Here is a 19,273-nt window from a genome sequence, read left to right on the forward strand (position 1 = left end):
GATTAATTGGTATTACTTAACAAACGGCAAGCCAGTTGCACCCAAAGTTTTTGCTGAGTGTTTCTGTACTTTGGCGGCTAAAGCCAACAACTGCATATCTTTAAACGCGGGGGCACAGATAGTCACGCCAAAAGGCATGCCATCACTTTGAAAACCTGTAGGCACAGCCGTTGCCGACAAATCTAGCAGGTTCATAAAATTGGTGTAGTAACCCAAATTAGAGTTACATCTTATTGGGTCAGCGTTCACTTCATCAATGGTATATATCGTGCCGGCAGTTGGTGTCACCATGACATCAATATCGCTCCAAACCGCTTCCGCTTTGCGTTGCAAGGCTTTAAGTCTGTATTGTGAAAGGTAAGTATCTGCTGCACTAAACTTAGTGGCACCTCCTATGATTTGTTTGGTGACTGGAAATATAGCATCGGGTTTCGCTTCAAAAAATTCACGAATAGCAGCATAACGCTCAGCCACCCAAGGGCCTTCATAAAGCAAGCGTGCCGTCTCTAAGAATGGCTCAAAATCGATCTCGACAGCTTTTCCGCCAAGTGCTTTAAGTTGCTCAATCGCTTGCTTAAAGAGCTCAGGTGTTTCAGTGTTATCAAAAAATGCGAGCTGATCTTGCTTTGGCACACCAAAAGTAAATCCTTTTTCTGCAATCGTAAGCACTTCAGCAACAGCTTTACGCGAATAAGCATCTTCTTCATCAAAGTCCTGAGCGCTTTCAAGCACTTGAGCGGCATCTTCAGCGGTAAGTGCAAAGATTGATACGCAATCAAGTGTTCGACAGGCTGGAACAACTCCGCTGGTGCTCAACAAACCACAACTAGGTTTATGCCCAACCAAATTATTAAACGAGGCTGGTACACGGCCAGAACCCGCCGTATCTGTACCTAAACTAAAACTTGCCATGCCAAGTGCTACTGAAACCGCAGACCCAGCGCTTGAGCCACCTGAAATATAGTCCGGATTAAAGCTATTTTGACAGGCGCCATAAGGTGAGCGTGTGCCGACTAAGCCCGTGGCAAACTGATCTAAGTTAGTTTTGCCGATTGGAATCGCACCCGCATCAATCAGCTTTTGTACAACAGTGGCGCTCACCATTGGAATATAGGCGTACTCTGGACAAGCTGCAGTAGTGGGAATGCCAGCCAAATCGATATTGTCTTTAATTGCAAATGGCACGCCGTACAAAGGTAATTCAGCAATGCTTTTTCCTTCCAAACGTTTAGCGTAACTCAGCATTTCATCAAGCGTTAAGCGCCTGATCCAAATATTACGACTATCTTCATTACCAATTTCTGTATCGAGTTGTTTTACTAAATCTGTTGGTGTTAGCGTATCTGAAAGATACAAGTTTCGTAAATGTGAGATTTGTAAGTTCATTCTATTTTCATTCCTCTTCAATCACGATTAGATTTTGACCGGCAGAAACTGACATACCTTCAGTGCATAAAACTTTAGCAACCTTGCCTGCAACAGTTGCCGTGACAGCGATTTCCATCTTCATAGACTCCACAATCGCTACTTCATCGCCCTCTTGTACCAAATCACCTTCTTTCAGTTTAATCTGCCACAAGTTGCCTGCTACATGCGAGGCTATAGCGCGACTACCTGCCGGAATTTCCAATACATCTAATGCGCTTGCAGACTCCGTTTCATTGCTGTAATTGGCCTGCCCACTAGCAATCCATCGCTCACGCTCTGCATCAAAAGCGTTTTGCTGCTTGGCTTTAAATGCATTAATAGTTTCAGCTTCATTACTTAAAAACTGGTTATAGTCTTTGAGACGGAACGTTTGCTCTTCAACTTTCAGTTTGAATTTGCCATGTAGAAAATCCTCGCGCATTTGCAAAAGCTCATCGGCTTGTACTGGATAAAAACGAATTTGATCAAAGAAACGTAATAGCCACGGTTTACCATCTACAAAGTCTTTGGTCTGGTTCCATCTGTTCCACATTTGTATGGTTCGACCCACAAACTGGTAACCACCTGGGCCCTCCATGCCGTATACACACATATAAGCACCACCAATACCCACCGCATTTTCAGGCGTCCAAGTACGTGCTGGGTTATATTTTGTGGTCACCAAACGGTGACGTGGATCCACTGGTGTTGCAACTGGCGCACCGAGATAAACATCACCTAGACCTAACGTTAAGTAGCTGGCATTAAAGACAATGTCTTTCACTTGTTGAATAGAATCTAAGCCATTAATGCGGCGAATAAACTCAATATTGCTAGCATGTCCGTCGACCATTTCGCACCAAGGGGCGTCTTTGCGCACCGATTGCATATACTTCTCAATCGCTAATTGCGTGGCGACATCATCCCAAGAGAGAGGTAAATGCACGATGCGTGTGGGCACTTCCATCTCATCAACACTAGGCAATTCAGATTCGCCTTTTTGCAGAATCTGAATAAGCTGCTTGACGGGTAATACTAAACTTTCAAAATGTACTTGCAGCGAGCGAATACCCGGAGTGAGATCGATAATGCCTTTGATTTTCTGTGCTTCCAGCCATTGCATGAGTGCATGCACGCGGAATCTTAAATTTAAATCCAGCACTAGCTCGCCGTATTCAATCAACAGATATTTATCGCCTGATTGCCTATACACGACTTTAATTTGATCGGTTGTTTCGGCAATTTCAGCCAGAATCGGGCTATGTTGGGTTGTTGGGTTGGCGACCAACTTTGCGGGCTCTCCAGCAAGGTTCGTAATTCCTGTATTTGAAATGACAGCATTTTGCGCTAACTCATAGCATGCTGCATCCTCTTGTGTCACTTTGATAAAGCGTACTTTATCGCCAGCTTTAAGCTGCCCCATTTTCCATAGCTCAGCTTGGATGATGGTTGCAGGACAAACAAAGCCACCCAAACTCGGGCCATCTGGTCCTAAAATCACGGGCATATCGCCAGTGAAATCCACCGCACCAATAGCATAAGCATTGTCGTGGATATTAGATGGATGCAAACCAGCTTCGCCACCATCTTTACGTGCCCATTGTGGCTTGGGACCGATTAGGCGGATACCTGTTGTATTGGAGTTGTAATGCACTTCCCAATCGGTCGAGAAGAACATGCTGATGTCATCATCAGTGAAGAAATCAGGGGCACCGTGCGGACCATACAGCACACCGATTTCCCAATAATTACTGTAACTTGGTTGCAATGTTTGGGGTAAAACTTTCGCAATATATTCAGTTGCCAACGGCGGTATGTGCAGCACATCCCCAACACGCAAGGTTCTGCCGCCATGCCCTCCGAATTGACCTAACGTAAAGGTAGATTTACTACCCAAATAATCAGGCACATCAAAGCCACCTTGAACAGCCAAATAGGTGCGGCAACCTGCATCAAGCACTTTACCTAACTTTAAAGTGCTCCCTGCTTTAATGAGGTGCGATTGCCACATCAAAATGGTTTCACCATCCAAAGTCGCATCAATGGGCGCACCAGTAATGGCAATCACAGCATCGGTATTAAATTTAAGTTTTGGGCCAATCAATGTCACTTCTAACGCAGCAACTCCTTCGGCGTTGCTTACTAACTTATTCGCAAACCTAAAAGCTAGATGATCCATAGGCCCAGAAGGCGGCACACCAACTGCCCAGTAGCCAGTTCGGCCTGGGTAATCCTGAATGGTCGTCATCACACCACCATCTTGCACGTCTATGGTATGTGGCTTGTATGTAAAGCTATTCAAATAACGGGTGATTTGTTTGCCTGCGGGGAAAACACTATCCATCAAAACTTGGCGCAAATACTCCAAATTAGTTTCGATGCCGTATATAGAGGTTTCAGCTAAAGCAGTACGCATTTTTTCCACAGCACTATCACGGTCTGAAGCGTGGACTAAGACTTTGGCGATCAGCGGGTCATAGAATGGTGAGACATCACTACCAGTTTCCACCCAAGTATCATTACGTGCTGCCGATGAAAACTTAACTTCCGTCAACACACCACTTGAAGGCTCAAAGTTTTTATTGGGGTCTTCAGCATATAAACGCACTTGAATAGCGTGCCAAGAGGGGTTGTGCGAATAAGTATCTAGTGCGTTAGTTTCACCTGCAGCGATACGTATCATCCACTCAACTAAATCTACGCCAGTGACCAACTCAGTGACACCATGCTCTACTTGCAGACGTGTGTTCACTTCTAAAAAGTAGAACTGCCCTGAGTCGTTATCGTAAACAAATTCAACAGTGCCTGCTGAACGATAGCTTAAAGCGCTCCCTAATTTAACAGCTGTGGCAGATAATGCTTGTCTAACATCCTCTGAAATGTTTGGCGCGGGTGTTTCTTCAATCACTTTTTGATTACGGCGCTGTACCGAGCAATCACGCTCACCAAGCGCAATCACCTTGCCTAGGCCATTACCAAAAATCTGCACTTCGATATGGCGTGCTGCCTGCACATACTTTTCTAAATAAATGCCAGTACTTTTAAAGTTTGCACGTGATAATCGTTGGACGGATTCAAAAGCCGCATTAAGCTCATCTTTACTCCAAATAAGCTGCATGCCAATACCGCCACCGCCAGCAGTACTTTTAAGCATAACTGGGTAACCGATTTTTTCAGCGTTAATATGTGCGTCTTCTACACTAGCTAATAAACCTGTGCCCGGTAATAAAGGTACGCCATTCTTTTCGGCTAATTCACGTGCAGTATGCTTCAAGCCAAAGTCGCGCATTTGCTTAGGCGTTGGGCCAATAAAGACGATGCCTTTCGCTTCGCATTTCTCAGCAAAGTCAGCATTTTCAGAAAGAAATCCATAACCGGGGTGGATTGCTTCCGCGCCAGTTTCTATGGCAACTTGGAGAATTTTGTCAGCATTCAGGTAGCTTTCAGCGGCTGGTGCTGGGCCAATACAAATGGCTTCATCGGCATCCAACACATGGCGAGCACCTGAGTCTGGTTGCGAATACACCGCGACTGATTGAACGCCCATTTTCTTGAGTGTGCGAATCACACGGCAAGCAATCTCTCCGCGATTGGCAATTAGGACTTTTTTAAACATATTGTTATTCTCACTGCGTTGCGAGCCGTCTCGCTTTTTTCAATCCGCATCAGGTCGTCCAGCTACGGTTGTCTATTTGGTTAACCTAATTCCAAACCAACAATTGAATGGGTGTTGGGTTGTAGGCATTGCATGGGTTATTCAATTGTGGGCAATTTGAGATAAGTACTAACACGTCCATCTCAGCACGCATTTCTACATATTTACCCGGCGCTGAAATGCCATCGGCAAAACTTAAACCACCATCAGACGTGACAGGCACATTCATGAAAAAGTTGATGTTAGCTGTTATGTCGCGTTTAGTGATGTTGCGCTCAATCACACAAGCCGAATGGGTAATAGCATGCATAAAACTATCGCGACAACTGTGCATAGGGCGTTTTGATAGTGCATAGCGCGTTGTATTGCTTTCCGCCGAGCAAGCGCCGCCTATGGTGTCGTGTCGACCACATGTATCTGCTGTAATCGTCAGCATTGGGTTGCCTTCGCTGGAATACAACACCGAGCCTGTGGTAAGGTAAATCTGGCCTTGGCGTTGAATGGTATCTACCGCGCTGTAACGCTCGGTCGCATCATCTGCATTGTAAAACAACGTATCAACCGCTTGATTACCTTCCAAATCTAGAATGCGGAAGGTTTGACCTTTTTTGACGAGACCAGTCCATGGGTCACCAGCGTTGCACTTCTCATTCAATACTGCATCTTGAGTGCGTAATTTGCTTTCAGTTAACATATCTAAATCCTAATTAGCGTAAAAGCGTTCAGTGTTGATAAAGCCGCGCTGATTCTGCTCGCAAGCGTTACGGCAAACGTCATCCTCTGCTGCAGTGCCAGCATGCCAAGCGCTTAATAACACATCCGATGGTTTGTAAGCGATTGCAGTATCTAAAGGATGTGGCGCAGTTGATAGCACCACTAATACGTTCATATCAAAGCGCAAATCGACTACATCACCCACTTTGCTATTGCCTGCATTAAAAACTAAACCACCAGTATCGTTCGCACGTACTTTGCTGAATAAATTCACATTGGCAACCAAATCACGTTGACCTAAACCATGCTTGGCAAGCTCGATTAACAAGCCATCTTTTGCACTACGGTACATGTTATTGCGATGTGTTTGATAATTGGCAACGCCATATTTCTGTTCGATGAGTTTTGCATCAGAGATGCCGCACATGGTGTCATGCCAGCCTACCGTGTCATGAATAAATGAGCACATCACTCGCCCCATGTCGGAATAACACACATTCCCCGTAGTTAAAAAAGCCGTATGTTGTGCTTTCAAACTATCGGGCATGTTGTAGCGTTCTAGTTTTTCTTCGAAGTTATATAGCAAGAGAGAGACATTCGCCCCACCTTGCAAGTCAGTAAAACGCAATGCGGAACCTCTGCGCATAAGCCCAGACCAGTGATTACCTCCTGGTACAGTTTCTTCCCACAGTATTTCTTTTGGATTAAATGTGCTCATTTTTTCAACTTAGTCTTATTTATAAATAACAAAATACTGCTTAGAACATATAGCTGTAGCGCTCGATTTCCCATTGGCTGACAGTCAAATGGTAGGTTTCCCACTCTTCAGTTTTATATTTTATGAATTCATCACGCAGCTCTTTACCTAATGTTTTTTCAACTAATGGGTCTGCTGCAAACGCTGCGACTGCCTCTATTAGCGTTTGTGGTAAAAAGCCAATTCCACGCGCTTGGCGTTGCTCTTCGTTCATGTCATAGAGGTTATCTTCATTCGGTTTACCTGGATCTAATCCTTCACGAATGCCCTCTAAACCAGCGGCCAAAGCTAATGTTGCAGCAAGATATGGGTTTACCGCGCCATCAGCATTGCGCGATTCACAACGCCCGCCGCCCATAGGTACGCGTACAGAGTTAGTGCGGTTATTGGAGCCGTATGAGTTAAATACTGGTGCCCAGCTAAAGTAGCTCATTGCACCACGGCGAACCAATCGTTTATAACTGTTAACCGTAGGTGCAAATGCAGCACATAGGGCGGGGCCGTGCTTCAAAATACCAGCGATGAACTGATAACCTAAAGTCGTTAAACCCAGTCCGCGCGGGTCATCTTTAGGGTCGCAAGCAAATAGGTTTTTACCTGTTGTTAAATCGTACAGTGACATATTAAAATGTGCGCCCGTGCCCGTTTTATCGGCAAATGGCTTAGGCATCATGGTGGCAACAAGCCCATCTTCTTTGGCATAGTGCTTTGCCATATAACGGAAGAAAATCAGGCGGTCACACTGAGTGAGTGCATCGCTATAGTTAAAATCAAACTCGAATTGGCTGTTGGCATCTTCATGGTCAAATGAATATAAATCCCAACCCAAACCATTGATTGCCGTGGCCATTTTATCTAGCCAGGCAAAGTTATCCATAAAGCCGCGTACGTCATAGCAAGCCTTCTCTAGCTTATCGTCTGGATTAGGCACGCTTAAGCTACCATCAGCATTTTGTTTCAACAAATAAATTTCGCACTCAATACCAAGGTTCATGCCGAAACCCATTTCAGCAGCTTGTGCTAAAACATTTTTAAGCGCTACGCGAGTATTCAATGCATAAGGCTTACCTTGAAAGTGATTATCCGCTGGCATCCATGCAACTTTAGGCTCCCAAGGCAGTTGAATGATATGGTCTAGATCTGGTACGGAATTCAATTCATCATCACTCGGCGCCTGACCCAAGCCATCCAGCGCGTAGCCTGTATATCGCTCTGACCCAGCCGCCATTTGTGGCAAATGATCTATAGGCACTACTTTAGCTTTAGGAATACCGTGAATATCGACATAAGCACCGATGCAGTATTTAACACCTTGGTCTTGTAGTTTTTGCTGTATTGCTGAAACTTCTTTTGCTGATTTCATAAATAATTCTTTCTAATGCGTATGATTGGAAAAATAAGAATTTGCTAAAGGGGGTGTTTCTTTTAAACCTTGTTGAATTAATCTACTCAGGTCTTCTACCATCCATTGAAACCATTCCTGACCTTTTTCAGCAGTCGAAATACTGGGCATGCCAGTGACACCATTAGTACTAGTGCGGTTGACGGGGTGAGAGAAAACTAAGCCTTCTGTACGATCCGGGTCATCAGCAAGATTTAATAACTCAGTACGTACCATATGAGGCGCTGTGGCAAGCATCAGCGAAGTTTCTGCATCATTCGCATGCCAATCGTCACCATCTGCATGATGAAACTGTCTCACGCGCTCGCTAATATGGGCGGAATTAATCACTGTCACCATCATGTCGTCGTGTTCTGCACGTAACATTTCTAAAGCACAGCGTAACGGTGCGGCATTGGTAACATGGGTGTTCACAATAAATAAGCGACGAATTCCACTGTGATAAGCCCAGTCTCCAATATCTTTCATCATGTTTATCAAGGTGATTGGCTGAATTGCCAAAGTACCCGGCCAGCGTTGGCTATGCCCGATTGAGCAACCATAGGGCATGGTTGGCAACATTGGCACATTGGTCAATGTTGATACGGCACTACATAAAACATCCGCTAAAACATAATCCATGCCACAGCCCATGTGCGGCCCATGTTGCTCGGTTGCGCCTATCGGCAAAATGGCGGCTTGATTCGCTTCTGCAATTTTTTCGGGCAATTCTGCCCATGTGAGTTCAGACCAAAACATGCTATCGATTACTCCACATTATCTTCAATGTTTACAAAACGAATCATGCGCTGAGTAATGGCTTCATCTTCAGCGTCCTTTTCAGCCAGCGTTTTGGGTGGATGGATAAGTGCTTCCAGCCGCGCCTTGGTAGCTAAAAATTCTGGACTTGTAAAATCTCTAACACTTCGTGGTCTTGGCACAGGTACTTCAATCAACTCTTGCACTTCGCCTGGGTGTGCTTTTAGAACCAGAATTCTATCCGCCAGAAAAATAGCTTCATCCAAATCATGTGTAATAAACAAAATAGTCACATCGACATTGCGCCAAATTTCAAGTAAATGTGTTTGCATCTTGGCGCGAGATTGCGCATCCAATGCACCAAAAGGCTCATCCATTAACAAAATACGTGGTTGATTGACTAGGGCACGCGCGATGGCAACGCGCTGCTTCATACCGCCCGAAAGTTCATGCGGATAGGCATTTGCGAACTTCTCTAGGCCAACTAATTCCAGCCACAAATCCGCTTCTTTTCCAGCTTCATCGGCGCTGGCATTGTTCATTTCCAAGCCGAACATGACGTTTTTTCTAACACTTAACCATGGAAATAAAGTGTAGCCTTGGAATACCATTCCCCGGTCACGTCCTGGCCCTGTCACTGGTTTTCCATCAAGTAAAACATCACCAGAAGTGTGTGGTTCCAAACCGGCCAAAATGCGAATTAACGTTGATTTACCACAACCTGATGGGCCAATCACGCAAACAAATTCACGTCTATGCGTTTTAAAATTAATGTTTTTAAGTGCGGTGACCTCACCTTTTGCAGTCTTGTACACTTTACCTAACTGCTTCACCTCTAAAATCACTTCGCGCTGTTTGAGTCTATCAAAGCGATTTTTAACGGCTTCAGATTGATCTAAATAACTTGGAAGATTAGTGTTCATGTCTATATACGCCCTTACTCTTTATTCGCAGGCCTGTCCCAAGGGAACAAGTGCTTACCTAGCCAAGCTAGAATTAAATCTCCACCTAAGCCAATCACGCCGATAATGATGATGGCAGCATAAACGTTATCAAAATGCTGATACCGTGCCTGCTGTGTGATAAACCATGTGATGCCTGATGATGTACCTATCAACTCTGCCACTATCAGATATGTCCAGGCCCAGCCTAATAGGATGCGTTGATCACGATATAGCTCTGGCAAAATACCAGGGATAATCACGTGCATCATGAGTTTAAATTTACTAGTGCCTAGCGTTAGCGCGGCTTCTAGCAGTGAGTAATCCAGCTTACGTGTGGTATTTGCGATAATCAGAATTTGCTGAAACAAAGTACCAATCACGATAATGGCTATTTTCGGACCGTCATATATCCCCAAAATAGCGACCGCTAACGCACCGAATGCAGGTGCAGGCAAATACCTGAAAAACTCTATGAATGGCTCATTTAGCCTAGAAACTGCACTGTATGTTCCACATAAAATTCCGATGGGAACACCAATCAATGATGAGATAAAGAACCCCCAAAATATAATCTGAATGCTATGCCAAAGACTTTCATGTAGCCATTTACCATCACGCTGCTCAGGCGCTGTTGTAAAGCCTGTATACAATGCTTTTGCAACTTCATGTGGTGCAGGTAAGTAGATGGGGTTGGCAGGCTTGCCTTCAGGAATCACCTTGCCAGCAGCCTTCATGTTGGCGGACTCTTCCTTAAATGATGCCTTATCCACCAGCATGTCTACCTGAAAGTAATCGACATCTCCTGGCTTACTCACTAACACCATCGGATGCCATACAAACGGCACATAACTCACTACACACCAAATTAGCAAAGGCAACAGAAATGAGCCTAAACCCAATAACTTTTGCCTACGCGGCGACAGCTCCCTACGCACAGCAAACCAAGACTCTAGACTCATTCTGCAACCAATCTATTTAGTTTAATTAGTGTCGATATTCAAAAAACTAAACAGTCAGACTATTTAGTTAGCAATGATGGGTCTATCGCTTTTTGTATATCCATAGGCTTTTTGTATACGCCGTATTTCACATTGAAGTCATCTGAGATTTTTGAAGAGCCGTATAGAGATTTAAAGCCAGGTGCTTTAACAAATACTTTTCTACCTTCTTCTAGGCTGAGCAACTTAGTGCCTTTCAATAATGGTAAATAAGCTTCTGGTTTAATACCAACGCGAGCTGCCATTATTTTTACTGCATCTGGTTGAGTTTTAGGGTCATTGATGTACATCACCACTTTGTCCCAAACTTTAATCACTTTTTTCCAGTCAGCTTTGCGGCTAGACAAGCTCGTTGGGCTTACTGTTAATACGTCATAGATAAGGCCGGGTTCATCAGCAGAAGTGTAGATTGGTTTAGCGCCAGGAACGCGACTCATAGCTTCACCAGAATTTGGTTGCCATGCGCCAATAGCAGACAAATCACCTGAAGCTAATGCTTGTGGGGTTTCGTTGGTTTTGGTGTTGATGATTGTGACATCAGACTCTTTCATGCCAATTTTTTCTAAACCATTCAGCAGTAAAAGATGTTCAACAAAGCCTGTTTCAAGACCGATTTTTTTGCCTTTTAAATCCTTTAGACTTTTAATGCCCTGCTTAGCCACAATCATATCGTTGCCGTTAGAGTAATCAGTCAAAAGTATCATGACATTTTTAGCGCCACCTGAACCAGTAACAAGCGCATCGCCATTGGTGACAGTAACACCATCAATTTTCCCTGCGGCAAATGCATCCATAGAAGCAACGTAATCAAACCACTCAAATTGGACATCTACACCAGCCTCTTTAAACCAGCCCTTATCAATGGCAACTTGCCATGCGACCCAACCTGGCCAATCGCTGTAACCGACCTTTAAAGGCGCAGCAGCGTTAGATAGACTTGTGAATAGTAAAGATGCGGTAAATGCAGTGGCAGTTAATACAGTACGTGCAGAAAAACGTTTGATAAAACTTGAGTTTTGCATGGCTGGCTCCTAGGTTGGTAAAAAGTCGAGAAGGCGGCATTTATATAAACGCTTCCTCCCGGGCTTTTATCCCTCCGTGTAGCCACATGTTGATTGGCCGACAACTCTCGGACCAGACACTCTTATAAAATAAAAGCCGGAACCCTAGTCATCTTTTTGAAACTTCAGCGGTTAGTAAACACTCACCGCTTTCTCGCTGATTACTTATAAGCAATCAGCATGCCAGCTATTGATAAAAATTACTTTCCTTCTAAATCATATAGTTAATAACTCATCACGAAATTGACGATCTTGTAATTCATAGCTATCCGCACCAACTTAGTGCTGCGTAATGAGAATTGCACTGTTTAAATAGCGCCGAAATGTTATGAAGAAATAATTTCCATTAATTATATATAGGCTCCTATACAATTTGCATAGGAGCCTATATAATATATCCACCATTAAGCAGGATAGTCAATAAATGTCAGAGTCATCAGAAAATTGGCAGCCAAAAACGATGCCCTCAATACTCATCTCTCATGCGGCAAGAGCGCTTGCGCGTAGAGCCGATACAAAGTTACGAGATATTGGCATCAGCACTAGTCAATTCCCTGTGCTTGTAGCTTTAAAGGATGGTGCACGGCTTACACAAAAAGAGTTGGCACTATTAGCCAACGTCGAACAGCCCAGCATGGCCCAGCTTCTAACTCGCATGGAGCGCGACGGTCTTATCCGCAGGGAAGCTGATCCGAACGATGGAAGAAGCAGTCTTATTTCACTGACTAATACCGCCACTAGCCTGTTCTCACCTGTTCGAGCCATCCTTACTCAAGGTAATCAAGAAGCCTTGGCAGGTTTTAACGACAGCGAGATCGAACAGTTGGTCGCTTTGCTTCACCGTGTGATTGCTAATGTGGGCGATGGCAAATGTCTATTAGCGACTGTATCCCCCAAATAATCTACGTTTAACCAACAATATTTGACGAATTGACGATCAATCCTATGACTCACGCTGACGTACAAAAAAAACCCGAATTTACTCGCTATCAAATCTTTGTCATGGGGCTGTTAGCGTTTTTACAGTTCTCGGTCATTCTTGATTTTATGATTATGTCGCCGCTCGGTGCACTGATTATGCCTGCGATGGAAATTAGCCCGCGCCAGTTTGGCCTGATTGTTTCTGCATATGCATTTAGTGCGGGCATCAGCGGGCTATTAATGGCTGGGTTTGCCGACCGCTACGACCGTAAGAAAATATTGCTCGTCTTTTATACTGGCTTTGTTGCCGCCACCGTATGGTGTGGTTTAGCTCAAACATTCCCAATGTTACTACTGGCGCGCATCGTCACCGGAATCTTCGGCGGCGTGATTGGCTCAGTCGTTCTTGCGATTGCTACCGATCTTTTCGCACCGCAATTGCGTGGGCGCGTGATGGGCGTCATTCAAACGGCGTTTGCAGCAAGCCAGGTATTAGGATTGCCCGTAGGACTTTACTTATCGAATCGTTGGACTTGGCACGCGCCTTTTTTAGCCATGGCAGCATTCGGTGCCATTGGAGGCATCATCATTGTGTGGCGCATGCAACCCGTTGTTGAGCATCTCAAAGCGCCGCAGGAACACAGTGCATTTACACACTTACTCAATACGCTATCTGACCCGCGCCATCTAACAGCCTTTGCTACGACCGCACTATTAACGACTGGTGGATTTATGCTCATGCCTTTCAGCAGTGTATTCACAGTCAATAACTTGGGAGTGAGTATTGAACACTTGCCGACAATCTATTTGATCACTGGCTTATGCACAATATTTGTGGGGCCGTTAGTTGGCAGAGCCGCTGATAAATTTGGCAAAATTCCAGTGTTTATGGTTGGCAGTATTGTCACCATGATAATGGTGATGATCTACACCCATTTAGGTACAGTTCCATTCGCCACAGTCATCATCGTCAACGTCTTAATGTTTATTGGCATATTCTCTCGGATGATTCCGTTTCAGGCATTAGTAACGTCTGTTCCGGAAACAACTAAGCGCGGCTCATTCAACGCGGTCAGTGCCTCTATTCAGCAGTTTGCGGGCGGTTTTGCCTCAATTCTAGCTGGTCACATTGTCGCGATCGGGGCAGATGGAAAGTTGCAGCATTTCGCCTGGGTCGGTTATATCGTCGTCGGGACGACAATTGTGACCGCCGTCCTGACATGGTTTATTCAGCAGGGAATCCAGAAGCGCGCGCAGCCTATACCTGAAGCAGCAACCACTTAAGTTTGTCTAGATGCTTCGCTGCTTCGCCACAACTATTGATAAAAGATTTTACTGAAGAGTCATAATTTAATATTACTCATAACTTGAGCTTAAAACTTAAACCTTGCTCCCAATGTCGACCTAGCTAAAATATTCGGTACAAATGTTGAAAGTATCAAAACTATCGCCAGCAGTAGGTACACCCATCGCATAGAATAAGAGGTCACAAAACTAGCTGCTGGTTTTTGTTTTTGCACAAAATCATAAAAGGCTGAGTTGTCTTGGCCTTTGATATATTTAGCCTTAATTTCTCCTGCGAGCGAGATTAAATAGTCGCCTTCAAGCTGAGATAAAAAGCGGTCATATTCAGCCGATGCCACAGAAGGATCAGGCTCATCTTGACTAGGGTCAGAATAAGTGACCCCTACAGCCCCTGCATTATTGTTGTCACTAATCGGCCAGTAACCAACACGTTTATTCGCAGAGTTGAATCTTGGCACGCCAACTTTAGTATTGCCGCCAACGCCTACAAATACAAAGTTTTTACCAATTTGAATACCACTCAAATCTTGCTTGATGGTCACATTGACTCTTGGCGCTTCATCGCCATCCGTAAAAAATAGCATCTGCGCAGGCACGTTTAATGAGTCAAAAGTATTGGCCGCAGCACGTACGCCAAAACTTAAACGGCTATTACCTTTCCAAGCCATGCGCCATTCCAAGTGATCAATAGAATCTGTAATCACATCTAGATTTGCGCATACTTCTAGCGGAGTTATCAGCAAAGCAACATTATCTGAGGCGAAAATACCCACGCTAAAATAGGTGCCACAAGGCGAGGTTTGCACTACTTTTTTCATGAGTTGGCGCGTGTAGGCTAACCTGCTGACTGGCTGATTATTCAGCTTTTCATCTTCTGCATTCATGCTTTGTGACACATCAGCCACTAGCAAGTAATTGTGTACTTCTTGCTTTAGTTGAATGTCTGGCTTAAAAAGTGCTAATAACAATAAGCCAAAAGCAGCCACATAGAGCGATGTTTCATGATTGTCTTTTAAAAATGGTAGTATTTTTTTCATGGCAAACCTATCGGCAAATTGCTAAGTTCCACGGTAGATTGGTCTTTAGGCGCTGGCTTCATGTTGTTCGCCATCACCGAATGCAATAGGCTTAGATTAAACTTCGCTGCACGGTCTTGTGGGTCAATTCTCAACGACTGCTCATAAGCCATTTTTGCTTGCGTGTAGGCGTAGCGCGCTTCATCTTGCAGGGTGCCATCATCATTAATTCTACGAATCAAGCCAAATACAAACAGATTATTGCCGATATTGTATTGAATCTTCGCCTGATCATGTAGCGATGGTTGCGTCTCTAAAAGTTGCCCGTAGGTCTGCACGGCGTGTTTATAGTCTTTTTTATTGCCTTGGTCATAAGCGGCGGTGAATTTTTGCAAATACGGGTAAGCATCATCAGTCACTAATTGCCCAGCAGCAACTGTCTGATTCACCTTGGTGATGTGATGGATTTGATAAGCTTCATAACCCGCACCTATTAAGCCAATAGCTAGAAATGCCCCAAATATCATATTGCTATTTTTGATATGTTTTACCATGAGTGTACCTTTAGGTTTTTAATGACTAATATCAGCAGGCTTAAAACCAACGCAAGCACGATGAGGTTATTCGAGTAATCATGCCCAGGAATGCTCACCGTATACTGAATCATATTTTTTTCTTTAGAGTCGATGTATTGCAGGGCGGACTGCAGAGCCGTTGGGTTATCCGCCTCAAACGCCTTATATTTGATTTTGAGTGATTTAAAGTATTGATCCAGTACAATCGAATCAGGTACTTTGTCCTCTGAGTAGGTTTCTTTAGTAAAAATGCTGATGTCATCTGGCTCTCGTAACACAATCCAGTAGAGATTCAGTTTCTTGCCAATAAAGTATTGTGAAATTTTTAGCTTCACGCGCGGACTTAACTTACCCGCCCCATCTGAAAGCAATATCACTGCGCGTGAGCCAGAGCTTTGGATGTTATCGAACAAATTAACCGCTTCAGTAATCCCCGCACCAATATTGGTTTGATTCAGCGCGGAGCCTGTCGCGGCATTAATTGCCGCATGAATGGCATCGCGGTTCGTGGTGATTTTCATACCGTATAAGGCAGAGTTAGTAAAACCCACCACGCCCATCATGTCATCTGGGCGCGAGTCGATAAAATCAGTAATCAACCTTCGTGCAGCGGCAGATTTAATTTCTGCCGCACGACCGCTAGTCGTTTGCCCAGCGAATGGATGATCCATACTCACGCTGCGGTCAATCACTAAAACTGTTTGTGCACCTTTACCTACTTTTTGCTCTTTTCTACTCGCCCCTTGAGGCGAAGCCAAAGCCAAGATAATGCTCAATAAGATTAATGAGGTAATGGCTTTTACAACAAGGTTTGCGATTTCGGAAACCCTGTCTTTCGGCATAATTTCAAGCCAAGAGTACAGTTGACCTTGATGGCTTTTAAATACAAACGGCGCGGCTACAAGCGGCAACAGCAAGAGTGCCCATGGTTGCAATAGAATCATTAAACGCCCCGCTCGCAATCTCTTAAACGCTTACTGAGTGTTTTAAGCTGTTGTAGTTGATTAGCACTTGCTACTTGATTGGCAAATAAGGCGGCATTCGACTGCTCAAAAAATTGAGTGATTTCTTGCTTCACTTTCAAGAATTTTGGATTAGCCGCTAAAAAATGCTCTAGCTCATTGGCAAAGAGATTTGCACCGTAAATCTTATTAAATGCTTGATGCATATGCATCAAGGCATTCTTATTTGCAGTTTGCTCATGACCAAGCTTTTTAATATTGCGATGCGCTTGGGCAAATGCGCCATTCATAAACGGTAACCAACGTTTATCTGCATTCACATAAACAAGGCCAAGCAAGCCAGTTACCAGCAAGGCTAATGCCGCCCAAAACCGAGCATAATGCATATTCAAATCAATCAGCGCAGGCTTAGACTGTGGCAGCATATTATCTTTTGCGTTAGTAATGCCTTCTGCAACTAATGGTGCATACCAGAATTTCCATGCAGGAATATCAATCGATAATGCTTTTGCACCGCCTATAAGCGCCAGATGCTCATCTGGCAGTTGCATCACTAAAGGCTTTGCTGCGCTGATAAACACTTGATAACTTAGCGTGATTTTATAGATATTTGTGCTGCTACCTTTAGATGTCCGCACACTTACATCGCGCAGCTCAATGCCATTCCTACTTTCACCTTTCATCGGCAATGAAGTTTTTGGTAGTTGGTAGGCGGCGTCCACTTCAACTTCAATGCTGCGACTTAACACATCGCCCATCTGTATGTTATTACTAGTTTGTGGATTGATTGTGCTTAGAATCTTGACATCTGTTGTCTGCGCAAACGCCAGTGACGCGAACAGCGACAAGCTGACAATCATCATTGATTTCATTATTGAGTTTTTCATCATTCTCTTCATTTAAGCCATCATCTGTTCAAAATAATGTGACATCACATCTGGGTCGTACTTGCCACTGATATAAATCGCCTGACTGTCAAAACGTGTGAATAAAGCTTCCAGCGCTTGTTTTCTTTCTGCAAAAGCTTCCTCAAATTGCGCTCTGACTGCCTCACGAAAGAAAATAGTGCGATTCAAGCCAGTCTCAGGATCGATCATGTTGCCAAAACCAAACTTGGGCAGCTTTTTGTATTCGTGATCGTCCCAAAGTACGATAGGAATCACTTGATGCGCAGACATCGCATTTAAAGCCTGTTCAATCATAGGCATTGGCATATGAAAGTCTGAAATCCAAAACACCAAACCTCGGTTCTGACTCAAATACTCCGGCACTTCGAGTATGCCTTCAGAACCAACGCGCATCTTTTTGTATTCGCCAAGCTGCTCAATTACCTCAAATGACTGATGCACGTGATGACTTAAACTGAGCGTAAGGTCTTCAATCACATGATTGTTGTAAGCAATAAAGCTAAAAACATCACTTTTATCAAAGGCTGAATAGGCAATTGATGCCGCGATGTCCTTTGCCAAGTCTAATTTTCGGCCTTGCCCCTTATACTGCATGGAGCTAGATAAATCACAAACGGCAAAAATTGGCGTGGTATTGTCTTGATTAAACAACTTCACCTGCACCTGTTCATAGGGATCGCGCAACGTTTGGCGCAAGTCCACACGCCTAGCATCAGGATAATCAATCAAAGGTACATTACCTTTGAATTCAAAACCCAAACCACGCTGCGTGCCACGGTGTTCACCAAAATGGATGCTGCTAGACTTCCAAGGAATTTGGTAATAAAACGGTTTAGCGTAAGCTGGAATCATGCTGCTTTTGCTTGAACTGATTTAGTTTGTGAAGGCACCGCTACCGTACTCAGAATCTGCGTGGTCAGTTCGCGCGCCAATTGCGTTCTGCGATTTTCATACATAGTGTTGAATACCAATCGGTGCGCTATTAACTCGTGGAATACCGCATGAATATCTTCAGGATATAAACTGTCACGGTTCATTAACCAAGCATTGACGCGTGCGGCTTTGAGCAACATCCCCATACCGCGCGGACTCGCGCCAGTGTGTATTAAACGATTCACATCAACGCTATCCAGCTTAATGCCAAATTTTTCTGGATTTTGAGTTGATTCCCATAAATCTAAGGCATATTCCTCCAGCACATCACTAGATTTGATATGGCTTTGCAGCACATCTGAAAATGCATTCAACTGGTCAAATTGCAATACATTTGACTCAACTTGTTTAGTCAGACTTTCCGCATGTTGAAACTTCACATCAAACATCAAAGCCTTGCGCAGTTCTCTATCGGCTGGAATATCAATCGGAATTTCCATCATAAAGCGATCGCGCGCTGCGGATGGAATCTCAAAGGTTTCATTTTTTTCGACTTGGTTACGGTCAGCAAATACCACCATGTGTGGCAAACGATATTCTTTTTTGAATGCACTGATATGGCGCTCAGCCATCACACGCAGCATCAAAGCATGCACTTGCGGACGTGCACGATTGATTTCATTGAAGAAAAATACAGATAGATTTTCACCTGCACGTAACAACGGACCTTCATCAATTTTTGGTCGACCATCCTCACCCAAATAGGTGTGATAAATCAGGTCATTTGGCATCAGGTCTACTGTGCCTTCAATTCGCTCATAAGCGCCACCGATACATCTGGCGATAGATTGAAGTAATGTCGTTTTACCAACCCCAACGCCACCTTCCAGCAACACATGACCACGTGCAAAGATGGCAATATTCATCAATCGTATGGCTTTATCCTGCCCTACAATCACTTTCTGCACTTCCTTTTCCAGCTTTAAAGCATGGCTGCGCCAGTCGGCCAGCTGAATATCGTGAGTTGCTATATGCAT

At 44.2% G+C, this 19,273-nt stretch carries 17 protein-coding genes and 1 riboswitch; of the genes, 2 read left to right on the top strand and 15 right to left on the bottom strand.

The window, feature by feature from the left end; translation table 11 throughout:
• Positions 1–12: 12 nt before the first annotated feature.
• The 9 genes from atzF to PSU72_RS02550 all read right to left on the bottom strand — a co-directional run bounded on the left by atzF (position 13) and on the right by PSU72_RS02550 (position 11,637).
• Positions 13–1,386 carry an allophanate hydrolase gene (gene atzF / locus PSU72_RS02510; protein ID WP_300430334.1) on the bottom strand — a complete coding sequence of 458 codons (1,374 nt, stop codon included), beginning with the start codon at positions 1,384–1,386 and terminating at the stop codon, positions 13–15.
• Positions 1,387–1,393: 7 nt separating this feature from the next.
• On the bottom strand, positions 1,394–5,023 hold the full coding sequence (gene uca / locus PSU72_RS02515; protein ID WP_300430336.1) for an urea carboxylase: 3,630 nt from the start codon (positions 5,021–5,023) through the stop codon (positions 1,394–1,396).
• An 85-nt stretch (positions 5,024–5,108) separates the two neighbouring features.
• Positions 5,109–5,756 (bottom strand): urea amidolyase associated protein UAAP2, encoded by a 648-nt coding sequence (locus PSU72_RS02520; RefSeq protein ID WP_300430338.1) that lies wholly within the window; start codon positions 5,754–5,756, stop codon positions 5,109–5,111.
• Positions 5,757–5,765: 9 nt separating this feature from the next.
• Positions 5,766–6,494, bottom strand: a complete 729-nt coding sequence (locus tag PSU72_RS02525) for an urea amidolyase associated protein UAAP1 (RefSeq protein ID WP_300430340.1) — start codon at positions 6,492–6,494, stop codon at positions 5,766–5,768.
• Between the two features lie 40 nt (positions 6,495–6,534).
• Positions 6,535–7,896 (bottom strand): type III glutamate--ammonia ligase, encoded by a 1,362-nt coding sequence (gene glnT, locus PSU72_RS02530; protein ID WP_300430342.1) that lies wholly within the window; start codon positions 7,894–7,896, stop codon positions 6,535–6,537.
• Between the two features lie 12 nt (positions 7,897–7,908).
• A complete protein-coding gene (locus PSU72_RS02535) occupies positions 7,909–8,673 on the bottom strand; it encodes a creatininase family protein (RefSeq protein ID WP_300430343.1) in 765 nt (254 codons plus the stop codon).
• Between the two features lie 8 nt (positions 8,674–8,681).
• On the bottom strand, positions 8,682–9,602 hold the full coding sequence (locus PSU72_RS02540; protein ID WP_300430540.1) for an ABC transporter ATP-binding protein: 921 nt from the start codon (positions 9,600–9,602) through the stop codon (positions 8,682–8,684).
• Between the two features lie 8 nt (positions 9,603–9,610).
• Entirely contained in the window at positions 9,611–10,576 is a 966-nt protein-coding gene (locus PSU72_RS02545) for an ABC transporter permease (protein ID WP_300430345.1), read from the bottom strand.
• 59 nt (positions 10,577–10,635) lie between these two features.
• On the bottom strand, positions 10,636–11,637 hold the full coding sequence (locus tag PSU72_RS02550; RefSeq protein ID WP_300430347.1) for an ABC transporter substrate-binding protein: 1,002 nt from the start codon (positions 11,635–11,637) through the stop codon (positions 10,636–10,638).
• A gap of 53 nt (positions 11,638–11,690) precedes the next feature.
• Positions 11,691–11,796: riboswitch (guanidine-I (ykkC/yxkD leader) on the bottom strand.
• A gap of 304 nt (positions 11,797–12,100) precedes the next feature.
• Here PSU72_RS02550 and PSU72_RS02555 point away from each other — a divergent pair.
• Complete coding sequence (locus PSU72_RS02555) at positions 12,101–12,577, top strand: MarR family transcriptional regulator (RefSeq protein ID WP_300430349.1); 477 nt, start codon at positions 12,101–12,103, stop codon at positions 12,575–12,577.
• A gap of 44 nt (positions 12,578–12,621) precedes the next feature.
• Positions 12,622–13,881 carry an MFS transporter gene (locus PSU72_RS02560; protein WP_300430351.1) on the top strand — a complete coding sequence of 420 codons (1,260 nt, stop codon included), beginning with the start codon at positions 12,622–12,624 and terminating at the stop codon, positions 13,879–13,881.
• Positions 13,882–13,970: 89 nt separating this feature from the next.
• Here PSU72_RS02560 and PSU72_RS02565 read toward each other — a convergent pair whose 3' ends face one another.
• Genes PSU72_RS02565 through PSU72_RS02590 form a run of 6 tightly spaced genes read right to left on the bottom strand, consistent with a single transcriptional unit; the run spans position 13,971 to position 19,273 of the window.
• A complete protein-coding gene (locus PSU72_RS02565; protein ID WP_300430353.1) occupies positions 13,971–14,939 on the bottom strand; it encodes a VWA domain-containing protein in 969 nt (322 codons plus the stop codon).
• Positions 14,936–15,472, bottom strand: a complete 537-nt coding sequence (locus tag PSU72_RS02570) for a hypothetical protein (protein ID WP_300430355.1) — start codon at positions 15,470–15,472, stop codon at positions 14,936–14,938. Before PSU72_RS02570 ends, PSU72_RS02565 begins: the two co-directional genes overlap by 4 nt.
• On the bottom strand, positions 15,466–16,437 hold the full coding sequence (locus PSU72_RS02575; protein WP_300430357.1) for a vWA domain-containing protein: 972 nt from the start codon (positions 16,435–16,437) through the stop codon (positions 15,466–15,468). Before PSU72_RS02575 ends, PSU72_RS02570 begins: the two co-directional genes overlap by 7 nt.
• Positions 16,437–17,327, bottom strand: coding sequence for a nonribosomal peptide synthetase MxaA (locus tag PSU72_RS02580; protein ID WP_300430359.1), 891 nt, complete (start codon positions 17,325–17,327; stop codon positions 16,437–16,439). Before PSU72_RS02580 ends, PSU72_RS02575 begins: the two co-directional genes overlap by 1 nt.
• Before the next feature lie 27 nt (positions 17,328–17,354).
• A complete protein-coding gene (locus PSU72_RS02585; protein WP_300430360.1) occupies positions 17,355–18,215 on the bottom strand; it encodes a DUF58 domain-containing protein in 861 nt (286 codons plus the stop codon).
• Complete coding sequence (locus PSU72_RS02590) at positions 18,212–19,273, bottom strand: MoxR family ATPase (protein ID WP_300430362.1); 1,062 nt, start codon at positions 19,271–19,273, stop codon at positions 18,212–18,214. The genes PSU72_RS02585 and PSU72_RS02590 overlap by 4 nt, the downstream gene beginning before the upstream one ends.

The sequence above is a fragment of the Methylotenera sp. genome (assembly GCF_029945535.1).
In the GTDB taxonomy this organism is placed as follows: domain Bacteria; phylum Pseudomonadota; class Gammaproteobacteria; order Burkholderiales; family Methylophilaceae; genus Methylotenera.

Excerpts from the sequence above, each read along its gene's own strand:
- atzF (WP_300430334.1), bottom strand. The coding sequence starts at position 1,386 with ATGAACTTACAAATCTCACATTTACGAAACTTGTATCTTTCAGATACG.
- uca (WP_300430336.1), bottom strand. The coding sequence starts at position 5,023 with ATGTTTAAAAAAGTCCTAATTGCCAATCGCGGAGAGATTGCTTGCCGT.
- PSU72_RS02520 (WP_300430338.1), bottom strand. The coding sequence starts at position 5,756 with ATGTTAACTGAAAGCAAATTACGCACTCAAGATGCAGTATTGAATGAG.
- PSU72_RS02525 (WP_300430340.1), bottom strand. The coding sequence starts at position 6,494 with ATGAGCACATTTAATCCAAAAGAAATACTGTGGGAAGAAACTGTACCA.
- glnT (WP_300430342.1), bottom strand. The coding sequence starts at position 7,896 with ATGAAATCAGCAAAAGAAGTTTCAGCAATACAGCAAAAACTACAAGAC.
- PSU72_RS02535 (WP_300430343.1), bottom strand. The coding sequence starts at position 8,673 with ATGTTTTGGTCTGAACTCACATGGGCAGAATTGCCCGAAAAAATTGCA.
- PSU72_RS02545 (WP_300430345.1), bottom strand. The coding sequence starts at position 10,576 with ATGAGTCTAGAGTCTTGGTTTGCTGTGCGTAGGGAGCTGTCGCCGCGT.
- PSU72_RS02550 (WP_300430347.1), bottom strand. The coding sequence starts at position 11,637 with ATGCAAAACTCAAGTTTTATCAAACGTTTTTCTGCACGTACTGTATTA.
- PSU72_RS02555 (WP_300430349.1), top strand. The coding sequence starts at position 12,101 with ATGTCAGAGTCATCAGAAAATTGGCAGCCAAAAACGATGCCCTCAATA.
- PSU72_RS02560 (WP_300430351.1), top strand. The coding sequence starts at position 12,622 with ATGACTCACGCTGACGTACAAAAAAAACCCGAATTTACTCGCTATCAA.
- PSU72_RS02565 (WP_300430353.1), bottom strand. The coding sequence starts at position 14,939 with ATGAAAAAAATACTACCATTTTTAAAAGACAATCATGAAACATCGCTC.
- PSU72_RS02570 (WP_300430355.1), bottom strand. The coding sequence starts at position 15,472 with ATGGTAAAACATATCAAAAATAGCAATATGATATTTGGGGCATTTCTA.
- PSU72_RS02575 (WP_300430357.1), bottom strand. The coding sequence starts at position 16,437 with ATGATTCTATTGCAACCATGGGCACTCTTGCTGTTGCCGCTTGTAGCC.
- PSU72_RS02580 (WP_300430359.1), bottom strand. The coding sequence starts at position 17,327 with ATGAAATCAATGATGATTGTCAGCTTGTCGCTGTTCGCGTCACTGGCG.
- PSU72_RS02585 (WP_300430360.1), bottom strand. The coding sequence starts at position 18,215 with ATGATTCCAGCTTACGCTAAACCGTTTTATTACCAAATTCCTTGGAAG.
- PSU72_RS02590 (WP_300430362.1), bottom strand. The coding sequence starts at position 19,273 with ATGCATATAGCAACTCACGATATTCAGCTGGCCGACTGGCGCAGCCAT.